The sequence below is a fragment of the Megamonas sp. genome (genome assembly GCF_986095205.1).
In genome coordinates this window covers 49634-67543 of sequence record NZ_CFQVBI010000056.1, presented here as the reverse complement: position 1 = coordinate 67543, position 17910 = coordinate 49634, and the positions used below count along the sequence as shown (strand labels likewise).

The following is a 17910-nucleotide window of genomic DNA, read 5'->3' as shown; positions in this document are numbered from 1 at the left end:
ATAATGCTAAAATCTTTATGAGCAATACTGATTTTTATTATATGAATAATACTTTTGATGGAGCAAATGGTTCTCGTTCACCAAAATGTACTGTAGATGAATTTTTAACAGACGGACAACAAATTACCTTAGGTGATACTACTGTTACTGTCGTATCCACTTCTGGTCATTCTCCTGGTTGTGTTTCTTTTATCTTCCCTGTAAAAACTCAAAGTAAAACTTATATGGCTGCTCAATGGGGTGGCACAGGTATTCCTAAATCTATGGAAAACAAAGTCCAATATAAATCTTCCCTAGAACATTTTGCTCAATATTGTCATGATAATAATGTAGTTGTTGAAACTACTGCTCATTTATTCGCTGATAACGGTTATGCTAAATTAAATAATGTAGTAAATTCTACTTCCATAGAAAATAATCCATTCTATCTAGGTCAAAAAGGCATTGATAATTATCTCAATAACTTATCTTTAGAAATAGATAGAGCTATCGCTAATTCTATAAAATAAATATCTAAATATTACTAAATATCTTAGACTCCTTTATCTATCTTCACCTTTACATTTTATGTTACAATAAAATATATTTTAAACTTGAGGTGTTATTTTAATGTTTCTCGAAAAATCTTTAGGATATACAATTTGTACCATAGCTAGAAAAATTCATCAAAATTTGACACATAAATTTTCCCCATATAATATTACTCCAGAGCAATGGGTAGTATTAAATCAAATTCACATTAATAAAAATATATCTCAAAAAAAATTAGCTGATATTATCCAAAAAGACCCTAATAATGTAAAAGTTCTTGTCGACAAATTAGAACAAAAATCTTTAATTAAAAGAGCTCCCAATCCTAACGATAAAAGAGCGTTTTTTTATCTACAACAAATAAAGGTATCGAGCTTATTGATACTTTAAATGAAGTAGATATTTCTGTAATTTCTGATGTAGAAAAAAGCTTAACTAAAGAAGAAAATATTTTATTATTATCTAAAATTGAAAAAAATTTTTCATCTTCTTCAAAATAAAATATTTACCATCAAATAAAAAAGGTTAAGACAAATGAGTATGTCTCATCATCTGTCTTAACCTTTTTTTATTTCTCTATACCATATTTTTTTAATGCTTCATAAGCTGCATGTTGTTCAGCTTCTTTTTTAGTAGTGCCTTTTCCTTTGCCATCAATTTTTTTATCAACAACTACAGCAAATTCAAAAGTTTTTGCATGGTCTGGACCTGTTTCTGCCAATAATTTGTACTCAACATGTTGTCCTTTTGCCTGCACTACTTCTTGCAAAATAGTCTTATAATCTTTTAAATTATATCCATATTTTACAGCAATAAATTCTTCATTTAATTTATCAAGCACATATTCGTAGGCAGTCTGCCAACCTTGGTCTAAATAAATAGCTCCAATAATTGACTCAAAAGCATCTGCTAAAATTGATGGCCTATGTTCTCCACCAGTTAAGCGTTCGCCTTTACCCAATAACAAATATTGCCCAACATTTAAATTCATAGCAAGTTTCGCTAAACTTGTCTCACAAACAACAGAGGCACGAGCTTTTGTCATTTCACCTTCAGGCATTTGCGTAAAAGTTTTAAATAAATATGTGCTAGAAGCTAATTCTAAAACAGCATCACCTAAAAACTCCAAACGCTCATTATGAAGACTATGGTCTTTAGCCTCATTAGCATACGAGGTATGTGTCAAAGCTTGATTTAATAAATTTAAATCATTGAACTTGACACCTAATCTAACGACTAATTCCCCTAATTTTTGTTTGCGTTTTTCTGATAAATTCATTTATAAAACCTGATTTACTTAAGTTTTTTCAATAAAATAGCTGCATTATGACCGCCAAAACCTAAAGAATCAGAAATAGCTGCATTGATAACTCTTTCTCTAGCAACATTTGGTACATAATCCAAATCTAATTCTTCATCTGGAGTTTCATAGTTGATTGTAGCAGGCATAATATCATTTTTAACAGCTAAAGCTGTAGCGATACATTCAATACCACCAGCAGCACCGAGAAGGTGTCCTATCATGGATTTAATAGAGCTGATAGATAATTTATACGCATGATCACCAAAAGCACGTTTAATAGCTGCTGTTTCAGTTCTTTCATTCAATGGAGTAGATGTACCATGAGCATTGATATAATCAATATCTGTTAATTCAAGACCTGCATCTTTTACTACATTTGTGAAACAACGAGCAGACTGTTTTGCTTCTGGATCTGGGCTAGTCATATGATAAGCATCAGAAGTTGAAGCATAACCTGCGAGCTCAGCATAAATTTCAGCACCACGAGCTACTGCATGTTCATAGCTTTCTAAAATAACAATACCAGCACCTTCACCCATGATAAAACCACTACGGTTTTTATCAAATGGACGAGAAGCTTTTTGTGGATTGTCGTTCATGTCTGTGCAAAGAGCTTTCATGGAAGCAAAACCTGCTACTGGAAGTGGAGAAATACAAGCTTCTGTACCACCAGCAACCATTACATCTGCTTCACCGCGCTGAATAACACGCATAGCATCACCAATAGCATTTGTACCAGTTGCACAAGCTGTTACAGGGCAAACGCTAGGACCTTGAAGACCAAATGTAATAGAAGTCATGCCTGCTGCCATATTACTAATCATCATAGGCACGCAGAAAGGACTTACACGACCTGGACCTTTAGTGAATATAGTATTGTATTGATCATGTAATGTTTCAATACCACCAATACCACTACCAATAAATACGCCAATACGTTCTTTATCTTCTTTAGATAAATCCATATTTGCATCTTCAAACGCAAGTTTAGTTGCTGCAATAGCAAATTGAGTATATCTATCCATGCGTTTTGCTTCTTTTCTATCGATAAAATCAGCAGCATTAAAATCTTTTACTTCTGCTGCAATCTGAGCTTTAAAATCACTAGCGTCAAAATGTGTAATTTTATCTATACCGCTTTTACCTGCAAGAAGACCTTGCCAAAAAGCATCTTTACCAATACCAATAGGGGAAATTGCTCCTAAACCAGTAATAACTACTCTATTTGTCAAAACAAACACCTCTCATTTAATCTATTGCCGCAACTTCCGATTTTATTCTAGAAATTATCTCTCTAACTGGCAATATTTCTTTGATTCTGTGTATATATTCGCCTGTAAATACCAGACCATTTTCTACGTCTCCCTGTTCTGCACGAATCAATGAATCAATTATACAGAAATTATGTTTACAGCTCTTTAAACATGCTTTACATCCTTTTGGAGGAACTGGGCCTACCATTATTTTATCTGCAAATGGATTTCTTACAGCACGTCCTGGAAGACCTACTGGGCTGTGTATAACTACAATGTCGTCCGGTTTAGATTTTAAATAAAATCTTTTTAAAGCCGGAGCTGCATTGGATTCTTCACTGGCAGCAAAGCGTGAACCCATTTGTACACCACTTGCGCCCATCTTTATAAGATCAACAATGTCTTGACCGGAAAGCACTCCGCCTGCTGCAACAACAGGAATATCCACAGCTTTTGCGATATCAGGAATTAATTCACGTATAGATGTACTAGTTCCTAAATGTCCGCCAGCTTCTTTTCCTTCAACCACAATAGCAGCAGCGCCAAGACGTTGGGATATTTTCGCTAATTTAACAGATGAAACAATCGGTACGATTGGTGTACCAGATTCTTGTCCAAGACCAAACATATCGCGGGAAAATCCTGCACCAGCTACTACAAGGTCAATACCTTCTTCGATAGCAGTTTTTACAATTTCACTAAAACCTCTAGCTGCAACCATGATGTTAATACCAATAATTCCAGACGTTAAAGATCGCGCCAAGCGAATTTCATACCTTAATTCATCAGTAGGCATACCAGATGCAGCAATCAAGCCAATGCCGCCTTCATTAGCGACAGCAGCTGCAAGTCTTGCTGTTGATAATCTAACAGCCATGCCCCCCTGAATAATAGGTACTTTTGCAATTTTATTGCCAATTTTTAATTCAGGAAGTTTCAAAAATAACTCCTCCAATCCGCTTTTCTTCTATTATCTTTAGAAAGTCCCGTGGAGTAACCACGGGACTTTTCTAAGGAAACGCTAAAATTATTTATTTTGGTCTATATAGGATACAACATCCTGAACTGTTTTAATTTTTTCAGCAGCTTCGTCAGGAATTTCAATACCGAATTCTTCTTCAAAAGCCATGATTAATTCAACAATATCAAGAGAATCTGCACCTAAATCGTCGATGAAAGTAGAATCGATATTAACTTCATCAGCTTCAACGCCTAACTGATCAACAACGATATCTCTTACTTTATCAAAAGTAGCCATTCCTCGTCACCTCCTCCTCAGAATAACCTTTTATTTATTTATTCATTATTACATTACCATACCGCCATCTACATTGACAACCTGTCCTGTAATATATGAAGCCTTATCAGATGCCAAAAATACCACTGCATTTGCAATATCTTCTGGCTGACCCATTTTGCCAAGTGGAATAGAACCCACTACTTGAGCCTGTGCTTTTTCTGGCATAGCTGCTGTCATATCAGTAGCAATAAAACCAGGAGCTACAGCGTTAACGGTAATACCACGACTAGCCATTTCACGAGCTAAAGATTTTGTAAAACCAATTACACCAGCTTTAGCAGCAGAATAATTTGTCTGACCTATATTTCCCATTATACCAGAAACAGAAGTCATATTGATAATTTTTCCAGAACGTTTTTTCATCATATATTTTGCTGCTACTTTTGTACAGTTAAAAATACCTGTTAAATTTGTATTAATAACAGCATTCCAATCCTGAGATTTCATACGAATGAATAAACCATCACGAGTTATACCCGCATTATTTACTAAAATATCAATCTGTCCAAATTCAGCTATTACTTTTTCTACCATTTCACTAGCAGCCTGTTCATCACTAACGTCAGCTTGAACAATCATAGCTTTGCCGCCCATATCAGTAATTATATTCTTTACTTCTTCAGCAGCAGCCACATTTCCTGCATAATTGATAGCTACAGTAGCACCTTCCTTTGCAAGTTCAATAGCAACTGCACGACCAATTCCACGAGATGCTCCTGTTACTAACGCAACCTTACCATCTAAAAGCATATTATCGAACCTCCTTGAAATAGTCAAGAGTTTTTTCAAGAGATTCTATATTTTCTACGTTTAAAGATTTCAATTTACGGTCAATACGTTTATTAAATCCACATAAAACTTTACCTGGACCTACTTCAACATAAGTATCAGCACCAAAATCTTTCATTGTTGCGATACAATCTTCCCATTTTACAGGGCTTGCAGCTTGTTTTACAAGACTTACTTTGATATCTTCTGCTTTTGTTAAAGCTTCAGCTGTAACATTTGTTACTACTGGAATAGTAGCATCAGATACAACAACTTTATCAAGTTCTACAGCAAGTTTTTCAGCTGCAGGTTCCATTAATTTACTATGGAATGGTGCACTAACTGGTAAAATAACACATTTTTTTGCACCAGCTTTTGTCATTTCTTCACTAGCTTTTTCTACACCTTTAGCAGTACCTGCAATTACAATCTGACCTGGGCAGTTGAAGTTTACAGCCTGTACTAAAGCAGTGCTTGCACTTACTTGTTCACAAATTTCTACAATTTTATCACGATCAAGACCAATTACAGCTGCCATTCCGCCTTCACCAACAGGAACAGCTTCTTGCATGTACATACCACGTTTATGAACAAGATATACTGCATCTGCAAATTTTAAAGAGCCTGCTGCTACAAGTGCAGAGTATTCACCTAAACTATGACCGCCTACGATTTCTGGAGCAATTCCGTTTTCTTTTAATAATTCGTTACAAATAACGCTCATAGTTAAAATAGCAGGTTGAGTATTTGCTGTAAGTTTTAAATCTTCTGCTGGTCCGTTAAAGCACATGTCCATGATGGAGTAACCAAGTGCTTCATCAGCTTCTTTAAATAACTTTTTCGCAATATCATATTTGTCATAAAAATCTTTACCCATTCCCACTACTTGAGAACCTTGTCCTGGAAATAAAAATGCGAGTTTACTCATTTAGTAATCACCCTTTCGCCATTATTTTTATAAATTTATTATTTATTTGCAAATGTTTTGTGTGTTTTCCATCACTTTAGCAAGATTATTTACGATATCATCTATAATTTCTTGAACAGGTTTTATTTCGTTTAACATACCTGCAATCTGCCCAATCATTACAGAACCCATTTCTACATCGCCTTTTCTTGCTGCAAGATTTAATCCACCTGCACCTAATTTTTCAATTTCTTCAACTGGTGCATTTGCTTTTTCTAATTCATCAAATTTACGAGTTAATTTATTAGCTATAACGCGTACAGGGTGCCCTGTAGAACGACCTGTTACAACAGTAGAACGGTCTTTTGCACGTAAAACTAATTTTTTATAATTTTCGTGAGCGATACATTCACTAGAAACTACAAATCTTGACCCCATTTGTACGCCCTGAGCACCAAGAGCAAATGCTGCCATCATGCCACGAGCATCAGCTATACCACCAGCTGCAATAACTGGGATATCTACTGCATCTACAACTTGAGGCACAAGGGTCATTGTAGTGATTTCACCTACATGTCCGCCACTTTCTGTTCCTTCGGCAATGAGTGCATCAACGCCAGTACGAACTAAACGTTTTGCAAGTGCGACTGATGCAACAACTGGTATTACTTTAGTACCAATTTCTTTAAATGCAGGTATATATTCACCAGGATTTCCTGCCCCTGTTGTTACAACTGGTACTCGTTCATCAAGCACTACTTGAATAACTTCTTTAACAAATGGAGACATAAGCATGATATTTACACCAAATGGTTTGTCTGTCCATTGTTTTACTTTTTGAATTTCAGCTCTTAAAAGATCAGGAGGCATATGTCCAGCACCAATTATTCCAAGACCACCAGCATTAGATACTGCAGCTGCTAATTCAGCTGTACCAAGCCAAGCCATACCACCTTGAAAAATTGGATATTTAATATTTAATAATTTACAGATAGGATTATTTTCGAACATTGTTTAGTCCTCCTTAGCCCATTTCATAATGCAAGATGCCCATGTAAGACCTGCACCAAAACCAGAAAGAGCTATGATTTCGCCTTTTTTCAATTTTCCAGATTGATAAGCTTCAGCCATCGCAATTGGAATAGATGCCGCTGATGCATTCCCATATTTTTCTATATTTACAAATACTTTATCCATTGGTAAATGCAAACGTTTTGCTGCAGATTCAATAATACGAATATTTGCTTGATGCGGAATTAAATAATCAATATCTTCTTTTTGTAATCCAGCACGTTCTAAAGATTTCATTACTGTAGAACCCATTGCTTTTACAGCAAAGCGGAATGTTTCTTTTCCGTTCATATGCAAGCAATGCATATGATTATCTATAGATTCTTGGTCTGCTGGATGTTTACTTCCCCCACCTGGAATTTCAATAGTGGTAGCGCCACTTCCATCAGCACCCAAATCAAAAGATAACATACCATAACCTTGTTCAACTTCACCAAATACAGCAGCACCTGCTCCATCAGCAAAGATGATACAAGTATTTCTGTCGTGCCAATTTACAAATTTAGATAATGTTTCAGCACCTACAACTAATACTTTTTTATAAACACCAGTTTCAATAAACTGTGTTGCAATTGCAGACCCATAAACAAAACCAGAACATGCCGCAGATAAATCAAAAGCTGCTGCATTTTTAGCTCCCAATTTTTCTTGCAAAATACATGCTGTTGATGGGGTATTACAATCGGCAGAGATTGTCGCTACTATTATCATATCTAATTCTTCAGCAGATACTTTCGCATCTTCTAAAGCTTTAATAGCAGCTTTATACGCTAATTCTGATGTTGGCTCATCTTTTGCAGAAATACGTCTTTCTTTGATACCTGTACGTTCTGTTATCCATTCGTCATTAGTATCTACTAATTTTTCAATATCTGCATTAGTGAGGATTTTTTCTGGAACATGATATCCTATTCCAATAATGCCTGCACTATTTAACTTCAGTGTCATGGCTCCAAATCTCCTCCTTGTCTATATTGTCTCGAATTTGAGTTATTATATCTTTTTGTACAAATTCACTAGCTTGTCTAATAGCGCTACAAATAGCTTTTGCATTAGAACTACCATGAGATATTATACAACAACCATTTACTCCTAGTAAAGGAGCTCCACCATATTCAGAAACATCTATATCTTTTCCTAATTTTTTTAAGGCAGGCATTAACATTAATGCTCCTAATTTAGCTAATATACCACCTTTATTTATAGCATCTTTAGCTAAACTAACTAAAGTTTTTGCTAAACCTTCAGCAAATTTTAAAACAACATTTCCTACAAATCCATCGCAAACTACCACATCAAATTGACCTGTTGGTATATCTCGACCTTCAGCATTTCCTTTGAAATTAATAGTTTTCATGCTTTTTAACATAGGATATGTCGCTTGAGCTTGTTCATTGCCTTTAGTTGCTTCTTCACCAATATTTAATAAACCTACAGCTGGATTTTCTAATCCTAGCATACATTTAGCATAGATTGACCCCATCAATGCACTTTGGCAAAGATGTTTTGGTTTACAATCTACATTTGCACCTGAATCTAACAATAAAGTAACGCTACCTTTTCCTGTAGGTATAGGTGTAGCAATTGAAGGTCTATCAATTCCCTTTATTCTGCCTAAAATAAATAACGCTGATGCTGCTGCTGCACCTGTATTGCCTGCAGATAATACAGCATCACATTTGCCTTCTTTTACTAAACGAGTAGCTACAACGATAGAAGAATCTTTTTTTCTACGCACCGCTACTCCAGGGTGTTCACCCATGCCCACTACATCACTAGCATGATGAATGGAGATGGTACTTTTTCTCCATTCTGGATAATTTTTATCTAACTCTTTTTGAATTTGAGTTTGATCACCGACTAGTACAATTTCACAATCATAGCGTTTAGCTGCAAGTATTGCACCTGCTACAATCTCTTTAGGTGCAAAATCTCCGCCCATAGCATCTACTGCAATTTTCATACCTCGGATCCTCCATTATCTTCTAATGAAACAAGAATAAATTTTGCTCTAAAAACTTCTTCTGTAACATTTTTAATTTTCACCCAAACAAAGAATTTATTTCCTCGTTTGTGTTTTAACTCTGCTTTAGCGATTAATTTATCGCCAACACGAACTGGAGCTTTATATTTTATATTAGCAACACCTGTTACCGCCATGGGAGCATCAATCAATGCTAATGCTAATGAATTTGCCTGTGCAAACATATATGCACCTTTTGCTATTTTAGTTTTTTCAAAAACCATATCTTCAGTGATATTCATTAGCGAAATGCCTGATTTTCCCAATTCTAATTCTAATAGTTCCCCAGAAACTTCACTACTACTAATAGATTTAACTTTTTTCTGCGTAGCTTCAGCTAATTGTTTTACTCGCTCTCTAAGCTCTGGTATACCTAGCTCTAAACGGTCTAACCTAATAGTCTGTATACTAACATTCAAAAGTTTTGCCAATTCCTCATCCGTAAAGAAGGGTTTGGATTTCACATAATCTATTAATAGACTTTGTCTTATTCGCTTTTTTTCACGTGTCATCCTTCACACCAACTTTTAGTACCAGATAATATAATCAGTTACAATTGGTTATTATACAAACTTTTTTTCTAATTGGCAAGTATAATTTCCCTTAACTAATTGACTATACAAGATAAAATCCAACTCAAAAATACATTTATTTTTACTATAAAATAAAATATGCTCCCTTTATAGATAGAGAAATTTAATATCACTATATCTATAAAGGGAGCATACTAATTCGCTCCAGAAAATTATTCTGCAGAAGCGATAACTTCTTTACCATCATAATAACCACATTCAGTGCAAACATGATGAGGCATTTTTGGTTCATGACACTGAGGGCATGCAACATAACCAGGAGCTTCTAATTTCCAGTTAGCACGACGTCTGTCACGACGAGCTTTTGACATTTTACGCTTAGGTACTGCCATTTACTACACACCTCCTTAAATAACTAAAGGTTCTTCAAGCTAAATTGCTTTTACCTATTTTTTCAATAAATCCTGCAAAGCTGCAAGTCTTGGGTCAATACTTTCCCTATTGCAACCGCATTCGGTTTTATTCAAATTAGCACCGCATACACTACATAATCCTTTGCAATCTTTGGAACATAAATGTTTTGTCGGCTGAGCAGAAATTATAATATCACGCACTAAATCGCCGATATTAATAATATCGCCGTCAAAATGATTTATCTCTTTAATTTTTGCAAATTCTTCATCTCTTGTATATTCTTCCGCAAAAGAATATTCACTTTTTGTCTGGAAATATTCTAAGCATCTATCACAAATCTCTGAAATAGTGCAAAAAATCTTTCCCTCTAAGCGAAAACAAGTACCAGTATTAGTTGCGGTTCCTTTGACCATGATGGGACCTTCTAATTTACAATCATCTAAAAGTGGCCCAATGTCTTCGGGTTTTGCATCAAAACTAAAAGCCTTTTCATGACCAATTTGTTCAGCTATTTCCGATACATTTATTTTCATCATTGCAATCAACCTCAATTCATTATAGCCGTAGCTATATATTTTGTCAAACAATCCAAGTAAAATTTTTAGGAAAAATTTTACTTCTATGCTAAAATATTTTTTATCGCTAAAAAAATTATAAAATAAAAATCAAAGAAAGTGAATTAAAAATGTCAATAACTGGAATTATTAGTGAATATAATCCATTTCATAATGGTCATAAATATCTCATTCAAAAACATAAAGAAAATTTTCCTGACAGCTATTTCATCGCTGTTATGAGTGGTAATTTCACGCAACGTGGAGAAATTGCCTTAGTTGATAAATGGCAAAGAGCTAAACTTGCTGTAGCTAATGGCATTGATTTAGTCATTGAGCTTCCCTTTGTATTTGCCGTTCGTAGCGCCCAATATTTTGCCAAAGGTGGCATTGATTTACTGCATAAATTACACTGTGTAGATACTATTTGTTTTGGTAGCGAATACACTAATGAAAAAGAGTTAACATTTATTGCTCAAACTTCTCAAAGTAAAAAATTTCAACAAATGTTAAAAAATAAACTTGCTGATGGTCAATCATATGCTGCTGTAACTAGTGAAGTTTTAAGTAATCTCACCAATATTTCTGAAGATATTTTAAAAGCTCCTAATACTATTTTAGGCATTGAATATTTAAAAGCTAATTTAAATTTAGAAAAACCTTTAAGCGTAAATATAATTCAACGCATGAAAGCAGAACATAATGACTTGAATTATCAAGAAAATTTTGCTAGTGGTACAGCCATTCGCCATTCTTTATATACAAATAATAGCAACTTTTCCAAGCTTAAACAAGTTGTACCATCTGAAACTTATTTTCTCTTGCAAAAAATTCACCAAACACAAGATTTACCTCATTTAGATTATCTTTTTACCAATTTAATCAGTAAATTACGACTAGCTAAACTTGATGAATTAACAAAAATTTATGGTATTCGTGAAGGATTAGAATATAAATTATTAAAAACTGCCAATGAAGCTATCAATTTACAAGATTTCTTTCAAAAATTAAAATCAAAAAGATATCCTTTGACAAATTTACAACGCTTAACATTATATTTACTATTAAATATAACTAAAGACCTTATACAAAGATTTGATGATACAGGCACTTTATATGCCCGTGTTTTAGCTTTTAATGATAGGGGTACAGAATTGCTCAAACAAATGAAAAAAAATGCTTCTATTCCTATCATAACTAAAACAACATCATATTTAGATAGCAAAAAACGTTGCCAACAAAAATTGACAACGTTTGAAGAAATGTTAGCTATAGATACTTACGCTACTGAATTGTATAATTTATGTTTTAATCCCTTTAAACCATATGGAAAAGATTTCACTACATCTCCATATTATTTCAAAACATATAACAAAAATTAAAAGTGTAAACTTTGTTGTTTCATATGAATATTCATCAATAAACCAAGACAAGTTACATTCGTTAATAGCGAACTTACACCATAACTCATAAGTGGAAGTGGTATACCTGTTACTGGCATAACCCCCATTGTCATGCCTACATTTACTAATAAATGGAAAGCCAACATAGAGGTAATTCCTGAAGCTAATAACATGCCAAAAGTGTCTTTACATTCTCGTGCTATTTTAACACCACGCCACAATACAATTAAATATAGACACAATAAAAATGCTGCCCCAATAAAACCAAATTCTTCACCAACTACAGCGAAAATAAAATCCGTATGATTTTCAGGCAAGAAATTTAATTGACTTTGTGTACCGCCAAAAAGACCTTTACCAAAAAACATTCCCGAACCAATAGCTATTTTCGATTGTATAATATGATATCCCGAGCCTAATGGATCAACATTTGGATCAATAAATACCATAATACGCATTTTTTGATAATCATGTAAAAATTGCCATATTATTGGCAGCATTGCTAAAAAACCACCAAATACAATACCTAATATTTTTAAACTAATACCAGCTACAAAAATCATTCCCAAGAAAATAGCTAAGAATACTAAGCCTGTACCCAAATCCGGCTGTTTTGCTACTAATAAAAACGGCACCAAAACGAATAAAGCAACTGGTATTACCTCTCTCCATTTACTCAAATGTCCAATTCTACTTTCTAATAATGACGCCAAAGCAATAATCATAATTATTTTAGAAAACTCAGAAGGCTGTATACTCACAGGCCCTATCTGTATCCAACGCTGTGCTCCTAATGCTGCATGTCCAAAAAACATAACAGCAAGTAACATGATTAAATTGAATATATATATCTTACTACCCCAATTTTTCAAAGCTCGATAATCAAAAAAATTCGTTATCATAAAAGCCCAAATCAATCCACCAACTGCAAACATACCTTGCCTTTGTAAATACCAATATCTATCGTCACTAGGTGTATTTACATGAGTTGCACTAGCTATTGTAATAAGACCTATTATTAAAATTCCAATGACTGCTAAAGTCAAAGGTAAATCCAACCGACGCAGTGTTCGATGCTCTCTAATATTGAACATAATTACCTACCATTTCTTCTTTTCTTCTAAAAATACTAATTACCTATACAAAATAATAGAGGATACAACTGATTTCATTTGTATCCTCACTTATTATAGCAATTCTTATCATAATGTCAAAGTCATTATCACTTCATCTGTATCTATATCGATAATTTTAATAGTTTTATCCTCTAATACAGCTACAGTTGCTCTATTATCTTCACGTTTACTAAGTGATGGAGAACCCGGATTTAAAAATACTGTATTTCCTCTTTTTTCTAAAACATTGATATGCACATGACCAGAGATGAAAATATCTGCTTTTAAAGCTTTAGCCATTTTATCTTTTGCTTCATCTGTTTCTACATAATGACCATGAGTAGTAACTATTTTTAAACCTTCTGCTACTACATAAGTATATGGTGCTTGAATTGGCATGTTTAATACTAAAGTGTCAACTTCACTATCACAATTACCACGGCAGATAACTACAGGCATACTACAAGCATTTAATTTTTCTGCAAGTTTGGCAGGATTATAATCGGAAAGCATAGGATTTCTTGGTCCATGATATAAAACATCTCCTGCATGAATAATCATATCTGCATCTTTAAAATATTTATCAAAAGCAAGTGAAAATCTTTCATGACAACCATGTGTATCGCTAATAATTCCAATTTTCATATCAAAGCACCTCTTTATCTTTATAATAAAATTATTCTAGCATTTTTCTAAAAAAAAATACATACTTGCACTTGTCATTCTAAAAATATCTTTCTAACAAAAAAGATTTCTTGAAAATTCAAGAAATCTTTTCTTCTTTTATTAGAGATTATTCATAGTTTTATTTTCGCCACAAAGAGCTTCAAAATCTTTTACAAATACATCAACTGCACATCTTGCAGCATCAACTTTGATGAGATTTTCAATTACATCTGGAGCAATTGTGCTTGCACCTACACCATATTTAGCAAGTTCCAATACTTGTTGGGAATTTTTAAAACTTGCAGCTAAAATTTCAGTTTCAAGACCTGCATTTTTCAACATATCATGAATATCTTTTGCTACTTGAATACCATTTGCACCTAAATTATCAATACGATTTACATATGGTGCTACATATTTTGCCCCTGCTTTACCTGCTAAAAAGCCTTGCATTTGATTGTAAATTGCAGTACCTGTGATATTTACGCCTTCTTTAGCTAAAGCTTTGATTGCTTTTAATCCTTCTGGAATTACAGGAATTTTGATAAAAGTATTTTCACCTAATACTTCACGCATTTTATAAGCTTCTTTGATCATACCTTGTGCATCTTTAGAGATAACTTGTGCATGAAGTTCAGCTTCACTGCCAATAAAAGCTCTGATTTCACTTAAAACATCAAAAGGATTTCTTCCTGCTTTTTTCAAAATTGAAGGATTTGTAGTAACACCATCTGCAGGATAATATTCATACATTTTTTTAATGGCATTAATGTCAGCATGGTCAACTAAAATTTTCATTATTATCGCTCCTATTCAATAATTAAATTTTTTATTCCATTTTGTTTAGCAATATCATAAAAAAATTGCAATTGTGCATTGCTATACAATTTAGGATTTTCTGTAAAATAATATTTTTTATCTAAATAACTATATTTAGCTTTTGCCAAAGGATTGTAATTTAACAATTCATACTTTACTTTATCATAACAACCACTAATAAATCTACTGATTTGCTCAATATTTTCTTTTGTAGCCGTCAATGTTGGAATAAGCGGTGTTCTTACAATCACACAATCTTTTTTATCAGTTTGCAATAAAAACTTTAAATTATCTTTTATTACTTGATTATCTACATTCGTGCATTTTTTATGCCAATCGTTATCAAAAATCTTTAAATCAGTATAAAACTCATCAACATATGGCAATATTTTGGCTAAAACTTCTCGTTTGACAAATAATGAAGTTTCTATCGCTGTATGCAAATTCTTTTGCTTACATGCTTTCAATATAGCTAAGGCAAATTCATGTTGGAATAATGGCTCTCCTCCAGAAAGCGTAACGCCTCCACCATATTTAAAAAAAGCTTCATCTTTCGTTATTTCTTGCATAATTTCTGTTAAATTATAGTATTTACTATCAAATTGCAAGGCTCTTGTTGGACATTCTTCTGTTATCTGTAACCAATTACTATCTTGCTGACGATTTATATTCATCTTATCATCTACAAATTTTATCGCATCATTTTGGGCAATATGCTCACAAGTCTTACACTTTATACATTTATTTTCTAAATATAATATCTGCTGTTTATAATCCAATCCTTCTGGATTTTGACACCATTTACAACGAAGGGGGCAGCCCTTCAAAAATACAGTTGTACGAATTCCTGCCCCATCATGCACAGCAAAACGCTTAATATCAAAAACTAAGCCTTTATCTTCAGACATTATCATATGTTGTTCTGGCGATGATTTCATTTTGTAACTCCCCTGCAAGCTCTGTAAAATACGCTGTATAACCTGCTACTCTAACAGTGAGTGAACTATATTGTTCTGGATTTTTTTGAGCTTTTAGTAAATCTTCTCTACGCACTACATTAAATTGAATATGCGGTATTTCTAAATCGACAAAAGTTCTTAAAAAACTAGCAAATTTATCTATACCTGTCTGTGTTTGGAAAAATTCTGGCAAAAACTTCATATTCAATAATCCGCCATTTGTCGTCAAATTATTATCTAAACGAGAAACAGATTTCAGTACTGCTGTTGGACCATTTAAATCTCTACCATATACAGCAGACATGCCACCATCAGCTAATGGAGTTTGTGATAAACGACCATCTGCACTAGCTCCCAAATTTTCCCCCATAGGCACATGAGCACTAACTGTATACATGCCCATATGATAAGCTCCACCTCGATAATTTGTAAATTCTCTGAGTTTTGCTCTGAATTTTCTAGCCCATTTAACGCCTAATTCATCCACCCAAGCAATATCATTGCCGTATTTAGGTACATGATTTAATAATTTTTGACGAAGAATTTCTTGATTAGCAAAATTATTTTTCAAAGCTTCTTCTAAAACTTTTGCTGATACTTTTTGCTCATCAAATACTAATTGTTTTATCACAGCTAAACTATCTGCTAAATTAGCCACCTGAATAAATTGTATTCCTGATAAATTATATTTTGCTCCACCTTTTGTTACATCAATGCCTTTTTCCATGCAATCGTCAATTACACTAGATAAAAATGCTGTTGGCAATATTGCAATATGACCTTTTTCCACAGCTTCACAACAAGGTATCATCTTTTCTACAAAATAATTCATTGTTTGCTCTAAAGCTATTTCTAAATCTGCAAAAGTTTTATAAGTACTAAGTGAGCCAAAATCAGGTGCCATCTGTTTATCCGTCAACAAACATCTACCATGATTTAAAGTTAGCTCTAAAACTTTGTTCATATTGAACATAGCCGCATCACTCCAGCCAAGATTATTGCCCTGTGTTGTGAGTTCTACACAGCCAACAATAGCATAGTTCATGGCATCTTTATGGGTTACACCTAAATTTTCCATTTCTTTAATGATAGCTTTATCATTGAAAAATTGTGGCATTCCACTGCCTTTTGCTACTACGCGAATAGCATGTTTTAATAATTTATCATTAGTTTTTTCATGAAGTCTTACCGATAAATTAGGTTGTGGCAAACCTAAATCTTCTTGTGCTGATAAAAATAATTCTGATAGATCATTGCTAAAATCATTACCTTGTTCATCTACACCGCCAACAGCTACATTAAAGCCAATAGGAAAACCTGCAAAGTATTTTGCACTATGCTGATTGCGTAAATAAACAATTTCATTGAATTTTAACCATAGACATTCAATAATTTCTAAAGCTTCATCTTTAGTTAAAATATTATTTTCTATATCTTTTATATAATATGGATATAAAATTTTATCCAATCTACCTGGAGAAAAACTAGATGCATTACTTTCCATGTGCAAAATCACGAATAAAAACCATGTAGCCTGCACAGCTTCATGAAAAGTTTGTGGTGGTCTTTGACTGATATTTTTACAAATATCTGCTACTTTTATTAAGCTAGTTCTATTTTTTTCATCAGTTTTGGCAGTAGCAATCAATAAATCATGATAACGAAGCATAAAATCTTGTACAGCTTTCATCACAATAATTATTGCTTGATAAAAATTTTTCTTATCTTCATCTGCATTTTCATAATGATTTTGAGCATCTTCTAGTAGACCACTAACGCCTTTTTGTAACCACTTTTCTACATTTGGACAAATATGTCCTTGTGCATGGTCTGTTTGATTTATTTTTACTACTTTATTTATCGCACTTATTTCTTGTCCAAAATTTTGTTTTATTACATCTTCTAGACTTTTGCCCTTCCAATAAGGTACTATCTGTTCACGAAAAATTTTTATATCTTCATCTCTTACCAAAAATTTATCTTGTTTTCGTGTTGGAATAGTTTCATACTCTCTATCCACCCAAGAAATACCGCTTTCAGGGAAAACAACGCCATAGCGCACACCTTTAGTGCGATTTCCCACTATCAATTCTTCATTTTCTATACCGATTTCTAATTCTCGCAAAGCATTTGCTAATGCATAAGCTCGTTTTAAAATTATGGGTTCATTTTCATGTTGTTTATATGTTTTTGTAATAATTAATGCTTGTTCTATACTGACATATCTAGGTTGGGACAACATTTTTTCTTTTAAAATTTGTATGCGATTTTTTGTCATAAATACACTCTCC

The 17910-nt window shown here is 33.4% G+C and carries 20 protein-coding genes; 3 read left to right on the top strand and 17 right to left on the bottom strand.

Going from position 1 to position 17910, the window contains the following annotated elements:
• The first annotated feature begins 17 nt into the window (after nucleotides 1–17).
• Both AC5LAX_RS08250 and AC5LAX_RS08245 read left to right on the top strand, forming a co-directional pair.
• Nucleotides 18–509, top strand: coding sequence for an MBL fold metallo-hydrolase (locus AC5LAX_RS08250; protein WP_288909575.1), 492 nt, complete (start codon nucleotides 18–20; stop codon nucleotides 507–509).
• Between the two features lie 100 nt (nucleotides 510–609).
• Nucleotides 610–921 (top strand): MarR family winged helix-turn-helix transcriptional regulator, encoded by a 312-nt coding sequence (locus AC5LAX_RS08245; RefSeq protein WP_288909576.1) that lies wholly within the window; start codon nucleotides 610–612, stop codon nucleotides 919–921.
• Nucleotides 922–1099: 178 nt separating this feature from the next.
• Here AC5LAX_RS08245 and rnc read toward each other — a convergent pair whose 3' ends face one another.
• From rnc to AC5LAX_RS08185, 12 genes are all read right to left on the bottom strand, one after another.
• The gene (rnc, locus tag AC5LAX_RS08240) at nucleotides 1100–1810 is read right to left on the bottom strand and encodes a ribonuclease III (RefSeq protein ID WP_018999059.1); all 711 of its coding nucleotides are present in this window, start codon (nucleotides 1808–1810) and stop codon (nucleotides 1100–1102) included.
• Between the two features lie 14 nt (nucleotides 1811–1824).
• Complete coding sequence (gene fabF, locus AC5LAX_RS08235) at nucleotides 1825–3066, bottom strand: beta-ketoacyl-ACP synthase II (RefSeq protein ID WP_008538617.1); 1242 nt, start codon at nucleotides 3064–3066, stop codon at nucleotides 1825–1827.
• Nucleotides 3067–3082: 16 nt separating this feature from the next.
• Nucleotides 3083–4027, bottom strand: coding sequence for an NAD(P)H-dependent flavin oxidoreductase (locus AC5LAX_RS08230; protein ID WP_008538618.1), 945 nt, complete (start codon nucleotides 4025–4027; stop codon nucleotides 3083–3085).
• 87 nt (nucleotides 4028–4114) lie between these two features.
• The gene (locus AC5LAX_RS08225; protein ID WP_008538619.1) at nucleotides 4115–4345 is read right to left on the bottom strand and encodes an acyl carrier protein; all 231 of its coding nucleotides are present in this window, start codon (nucleotides 4343–4345) and stop codon (nucleotides 4115–4117) included.
• Between the two features lie 48 nt (nucleotides 4346–4393).
• Nucleotides 4394–5137: a 3-oxoacyl-[acyl-carrier-protein] reductase gene (gene fabG / locus AC5LAX_RS08220; RefSeq protein WP_008538620.1), complete on the bottom strand. Its 744-nt coding sequence runs from the start codon at nucleotides 5135–5137 to the stop codon at nucleotides 4394–4396.
• Between the two features lies 1 nt (nucleotide 5138).
• Nucleotides 5139–6083 (bottom strand): ACP S-malonyltransferase, encoded by a 945-nt coding sequence (gene fabD, locus AC5LAX_RS08215; RefSeq protein ID WP_115151119.1) that lies wholly within the window; start codon nucleotides 6081–6083, stop codon nucleotides 5139–5141.
• 42 nt (nucleotides 6084–6125) lie between these two features.
• Nucleotides 6126–7073 (bottom strand): enoyl-[acyl-carrier-protein] reductase FabK, encoded by a 948-nt coding sequence (fabK, locus tag AC5LAX_RS08210; protein WP_115151118.1) that lies wholly within the window; start codon nucleotides 7071–7073, stop codon nucleotides 6126–6128.
• 3 nt (nucleotides 7074–7076) lie between these two features.
• Complete coding sequence (locus AC5LAX_RS08205) at nucleotides 7077–8081, bottom strand: beta-ketoacyl-ACP synthase III (RefSeq protein ID WP_008538623.1); 1005 nt, start codon at nucleotides 8079–8081, stop codon at nucleotides 7077–7079.
• Nucleotides 8062–9096: a phosphate acyltransferase PlsX gene (plsX, locus tag AC5LAX_RS08200; protein ID WP_288909577.1), complete on the bottom strand. Its 1035-nt coding sequence runs from the start codon at nucleotides 9094–9096 to the stop codon at nucleotides 8062–8064. The genes AC5LAX_RS08205 and plsX overlap by 20 nt, the downstream gene beginning before the upstream one ends.
• The gene (gene fapR / locus AC5LAX_RS08195) at nucleotides 9093–9668 is read right to left on the bottom strand and encodes a transcription factor FapR (protein ID WP_008538625.1); all 576 of its coding nucleotides are present in this window, start codon (nucleotides 9666–9668) and stop codon (nucleotides 9093–9095) included. The genes plsX and fapR overlap by 4 nt, the downstream gene beginning before the upstream one ends.
• A 233-nt stretch (nucleotides 9669–9901) precedes the next feature.
• Entirely contained in the window at nucleotides 9902–10081 is a 180-nt protein-coding gene (gene rpmF, locus AC5LAX_RS08190; protein WP_008538627.1) for a 50S ribosomal protein L32, read from the bottom strand.
• Nucleotides 10082–10135: 54 nt separating this feature from the next.
• On the bottom strand, nucleotides 10136–10639 hold the full coding sequence (locus tag AC5LAX_RS08185) for a YceD family protein (RefSeq protein WP_008538628.1): 504 nt from the start codon (nucleotides 10637–10639) through the stop codon (nucleotides 10136–10138).
• A gap of 149 nt (nucleotides 10640–10788) precedes the next feature.
• On the opposite strand from AC5LAX_RS08185, the gene AC5LAX_RS08180 reads away from it, so the two are divergent.
• On the top strand, nucleotides 10789–12039 hold the full coding sequence (locus tag AC5LAX_RS08180; RefSeq protein ID WP_117585239.1) for a nucleotidyltransferase: 1251 nt from the start codon (nucleotides 10789–10791) through the stop codon (nucleotides 12037–12039).
• Here AC5LAX_RS08180 and rodA read toward each other — a convergent pair.
• From rodA to AC5LAX_RS08155, 5 genes are all read right to left on the bottom strand, one after another.
• Nucleotides 12036–13154, bottom strand: a complete 1119-nt coding sequence (rodA, locus tag AC5LAX_RS08175; protein ID WP_288909578.1) for a rod shape-determining protein RodA — start codon at nucleotides 13152–13154, stop codon at nucleotides 12036–12038. The two genes, AC5LAX_RS08180 and rodA, sit on opposite strands and share 4 nt — an antisense overlap.
• Before the next feature lie 108 nt (nucleotides 13155–13262).
• Nucleotides 13263–13820 (bottom strand): phosphodiesterase, encoded by a 558-nt coding sequence (yfcE, locus tag AC5LAX_RS08170; protein ID WP_288909579.1) that lies wholly within the window; start codon nucleotides 13818–13820, stop codon nucleotides 13263–13265.
• A 141-nt stretch (nucleotides 13821–13961) separates the two neighbouring features.
• Nucleotides 13962–14639: a transaldolase family protein gene (locus AC5LAX_RS08165; RefSeq protein ID WP_288909580.1), complete on the bottom strand. Its 678-nt coding sequence runs from the start codon at nucleotides 14637–14639 to the stop codon at nucleotides 13962–13964.
• Between the two features lie 11 nt (nucleotides 14640–14650).
• On the bottom strand, nucleotides 14651–15598 hold the full coding sequence (locus tag AC5LAX_RS08160; RefSeq protein WP_288909581.1) for a glycyl-radical enzyme activating protein: 948 nt from the start codon (nucleotides 15596–15598) through the stop codon (nucleotides 14651–14653).
• Entirely contained in the window at nucleotides 15561–17897 is a 2337-nt protein-coding gene (locus AC5LAX_RS08155) for a glycyl radical protein (RefSeq protein WP_288909582.1), read from the bottom strand. Before AC5LAX_RS08155 ends, AC5LAX_RS08160 begins: the two co-directional genes overlap by 38 nt.
• Nucleotides 17898–17910 lie beyond the last annotated feature (13 nt).

Bases quoted from the DNA above. Each gene is read 5' to 3' on its own strand.
- AC5LAX_RS08180 (WP_117585239.1), top strand. From the start codon at position 10,789: ATGTCAATAACTGGAATTATTAGTGAATATAATCCATTTCATAATGGT.
- AC5LAX_RS08250 (WP_288909575.1), top strand. From the start codon at position 18: ATGAGCAATACTGATTTTTATTATATGAATAATACTTTTGATGGAGCA.
- plsX (WP_288909577.1), bottom strand. From the start codon at position 9,096: ATGAAAATTGCAGTAGATGCTATGGGCGGAGATTTTGCACCTAAAGAG.
- yfcE (WP_288909579.1), bottom strand. From the start codon at position 13,820: ATGAAAATTGGAATTATTAGCGATACACATGGTTGTCATGAAAGATTT.
- AC5LAX_RS08155 (WP_288909582.1), bottom strand. From the start codon at position 17,897: ATGACAAAAAATCGCATACAAATTTTAAAAGAAAAAATGTTGTCCCAA.
- AC5LAX_RS08225 (WP_008538619.1), bottom strand. From the start codon at position 4,345: ATGGCTACTTTTGATAAAGTAAGAGATATCGTTGTTGATCAGTTAGGC.
- rodA (WP_288909578.1), bottom strand. From the start codon at position 13,154: ATGTTCAATATTAGAGAGCATCGAACACTGCGTCGGTTGGATTTACCT.
- AC5LAX_RS08185 (WP_008538628.1), bottom strand. From the start codon at position 10,639: ATGATGAAAATAAATGTATCGGAAATAGCTGAACAAATTGGTCATGAA.
- fabG (WP_008538620.1), bottom strand. From the start codon at position 5,137: ATGCTTTTAGATGGTAAGGTTGCGTTAGTAACAGGAGCATCTCGTGGA.
- AC5LAX_RS08160 (WP_288909581.1), bottom strand. From the start codon at position 15,598: ATGAAATCATCGCCAGAACAACATATGATAATGTCTGAAGATAAAGGC.
- rpmF (WP_008538627.1), bottom strand. From the start codon at position 10,081: ATGGCAGTACCTAAGCGTAAAATGTCAAAAGCTCGTCGTGACAGACGT.
- fabK (WP_115151118.1), bottom strand. From the start codon at position 7,073: ATGTTCGAAAATAATCCTATCTGTAAATTATTAAATATTAAATATCCA.
- rnc (WP_018999059.1), bottom strand. From the start codon at position 1,810: ATGAATTTATCAGAAAAACGCAAACAAAAATTAGGGGAATTAGTCGTT.
- fapR (WP_008538625.1), bottom strand. From the start codon at position 9,668: ATGACACGTGAAAAAAAGCGAATAAGACAAAGTCTATTAATAGATTAT.
- fabD (WP_115151119.1), bottom strand. From the start codon at position 6,083: ATGAGTAAACTCGCATTTTTATTTCCAGGACAAGGTTCTCAAGTAGTG.
- AC5LAX_RS08205 (WP_008538623.1), bottom strand. From the start codon at position 8,081: ATGACACTGAAGTTAAATAGTGCAGGCATTATTGGAATAGGATATCAT.
- AC5LAX_RS08245 (WP_288909576.1), top strand. From the start codon at position 610: ATGTTTCTCGAAAAATCTTTAGGATATACAATTTGTACCATAGCTAGA.
- AC5LAX_RS08165 (WP_288909580.1), bottom strand. From the start codon at position 14,639: ATGAAAATTTTAGTTGACCATGCTGACATTAATGCCATTAAAAAAATG.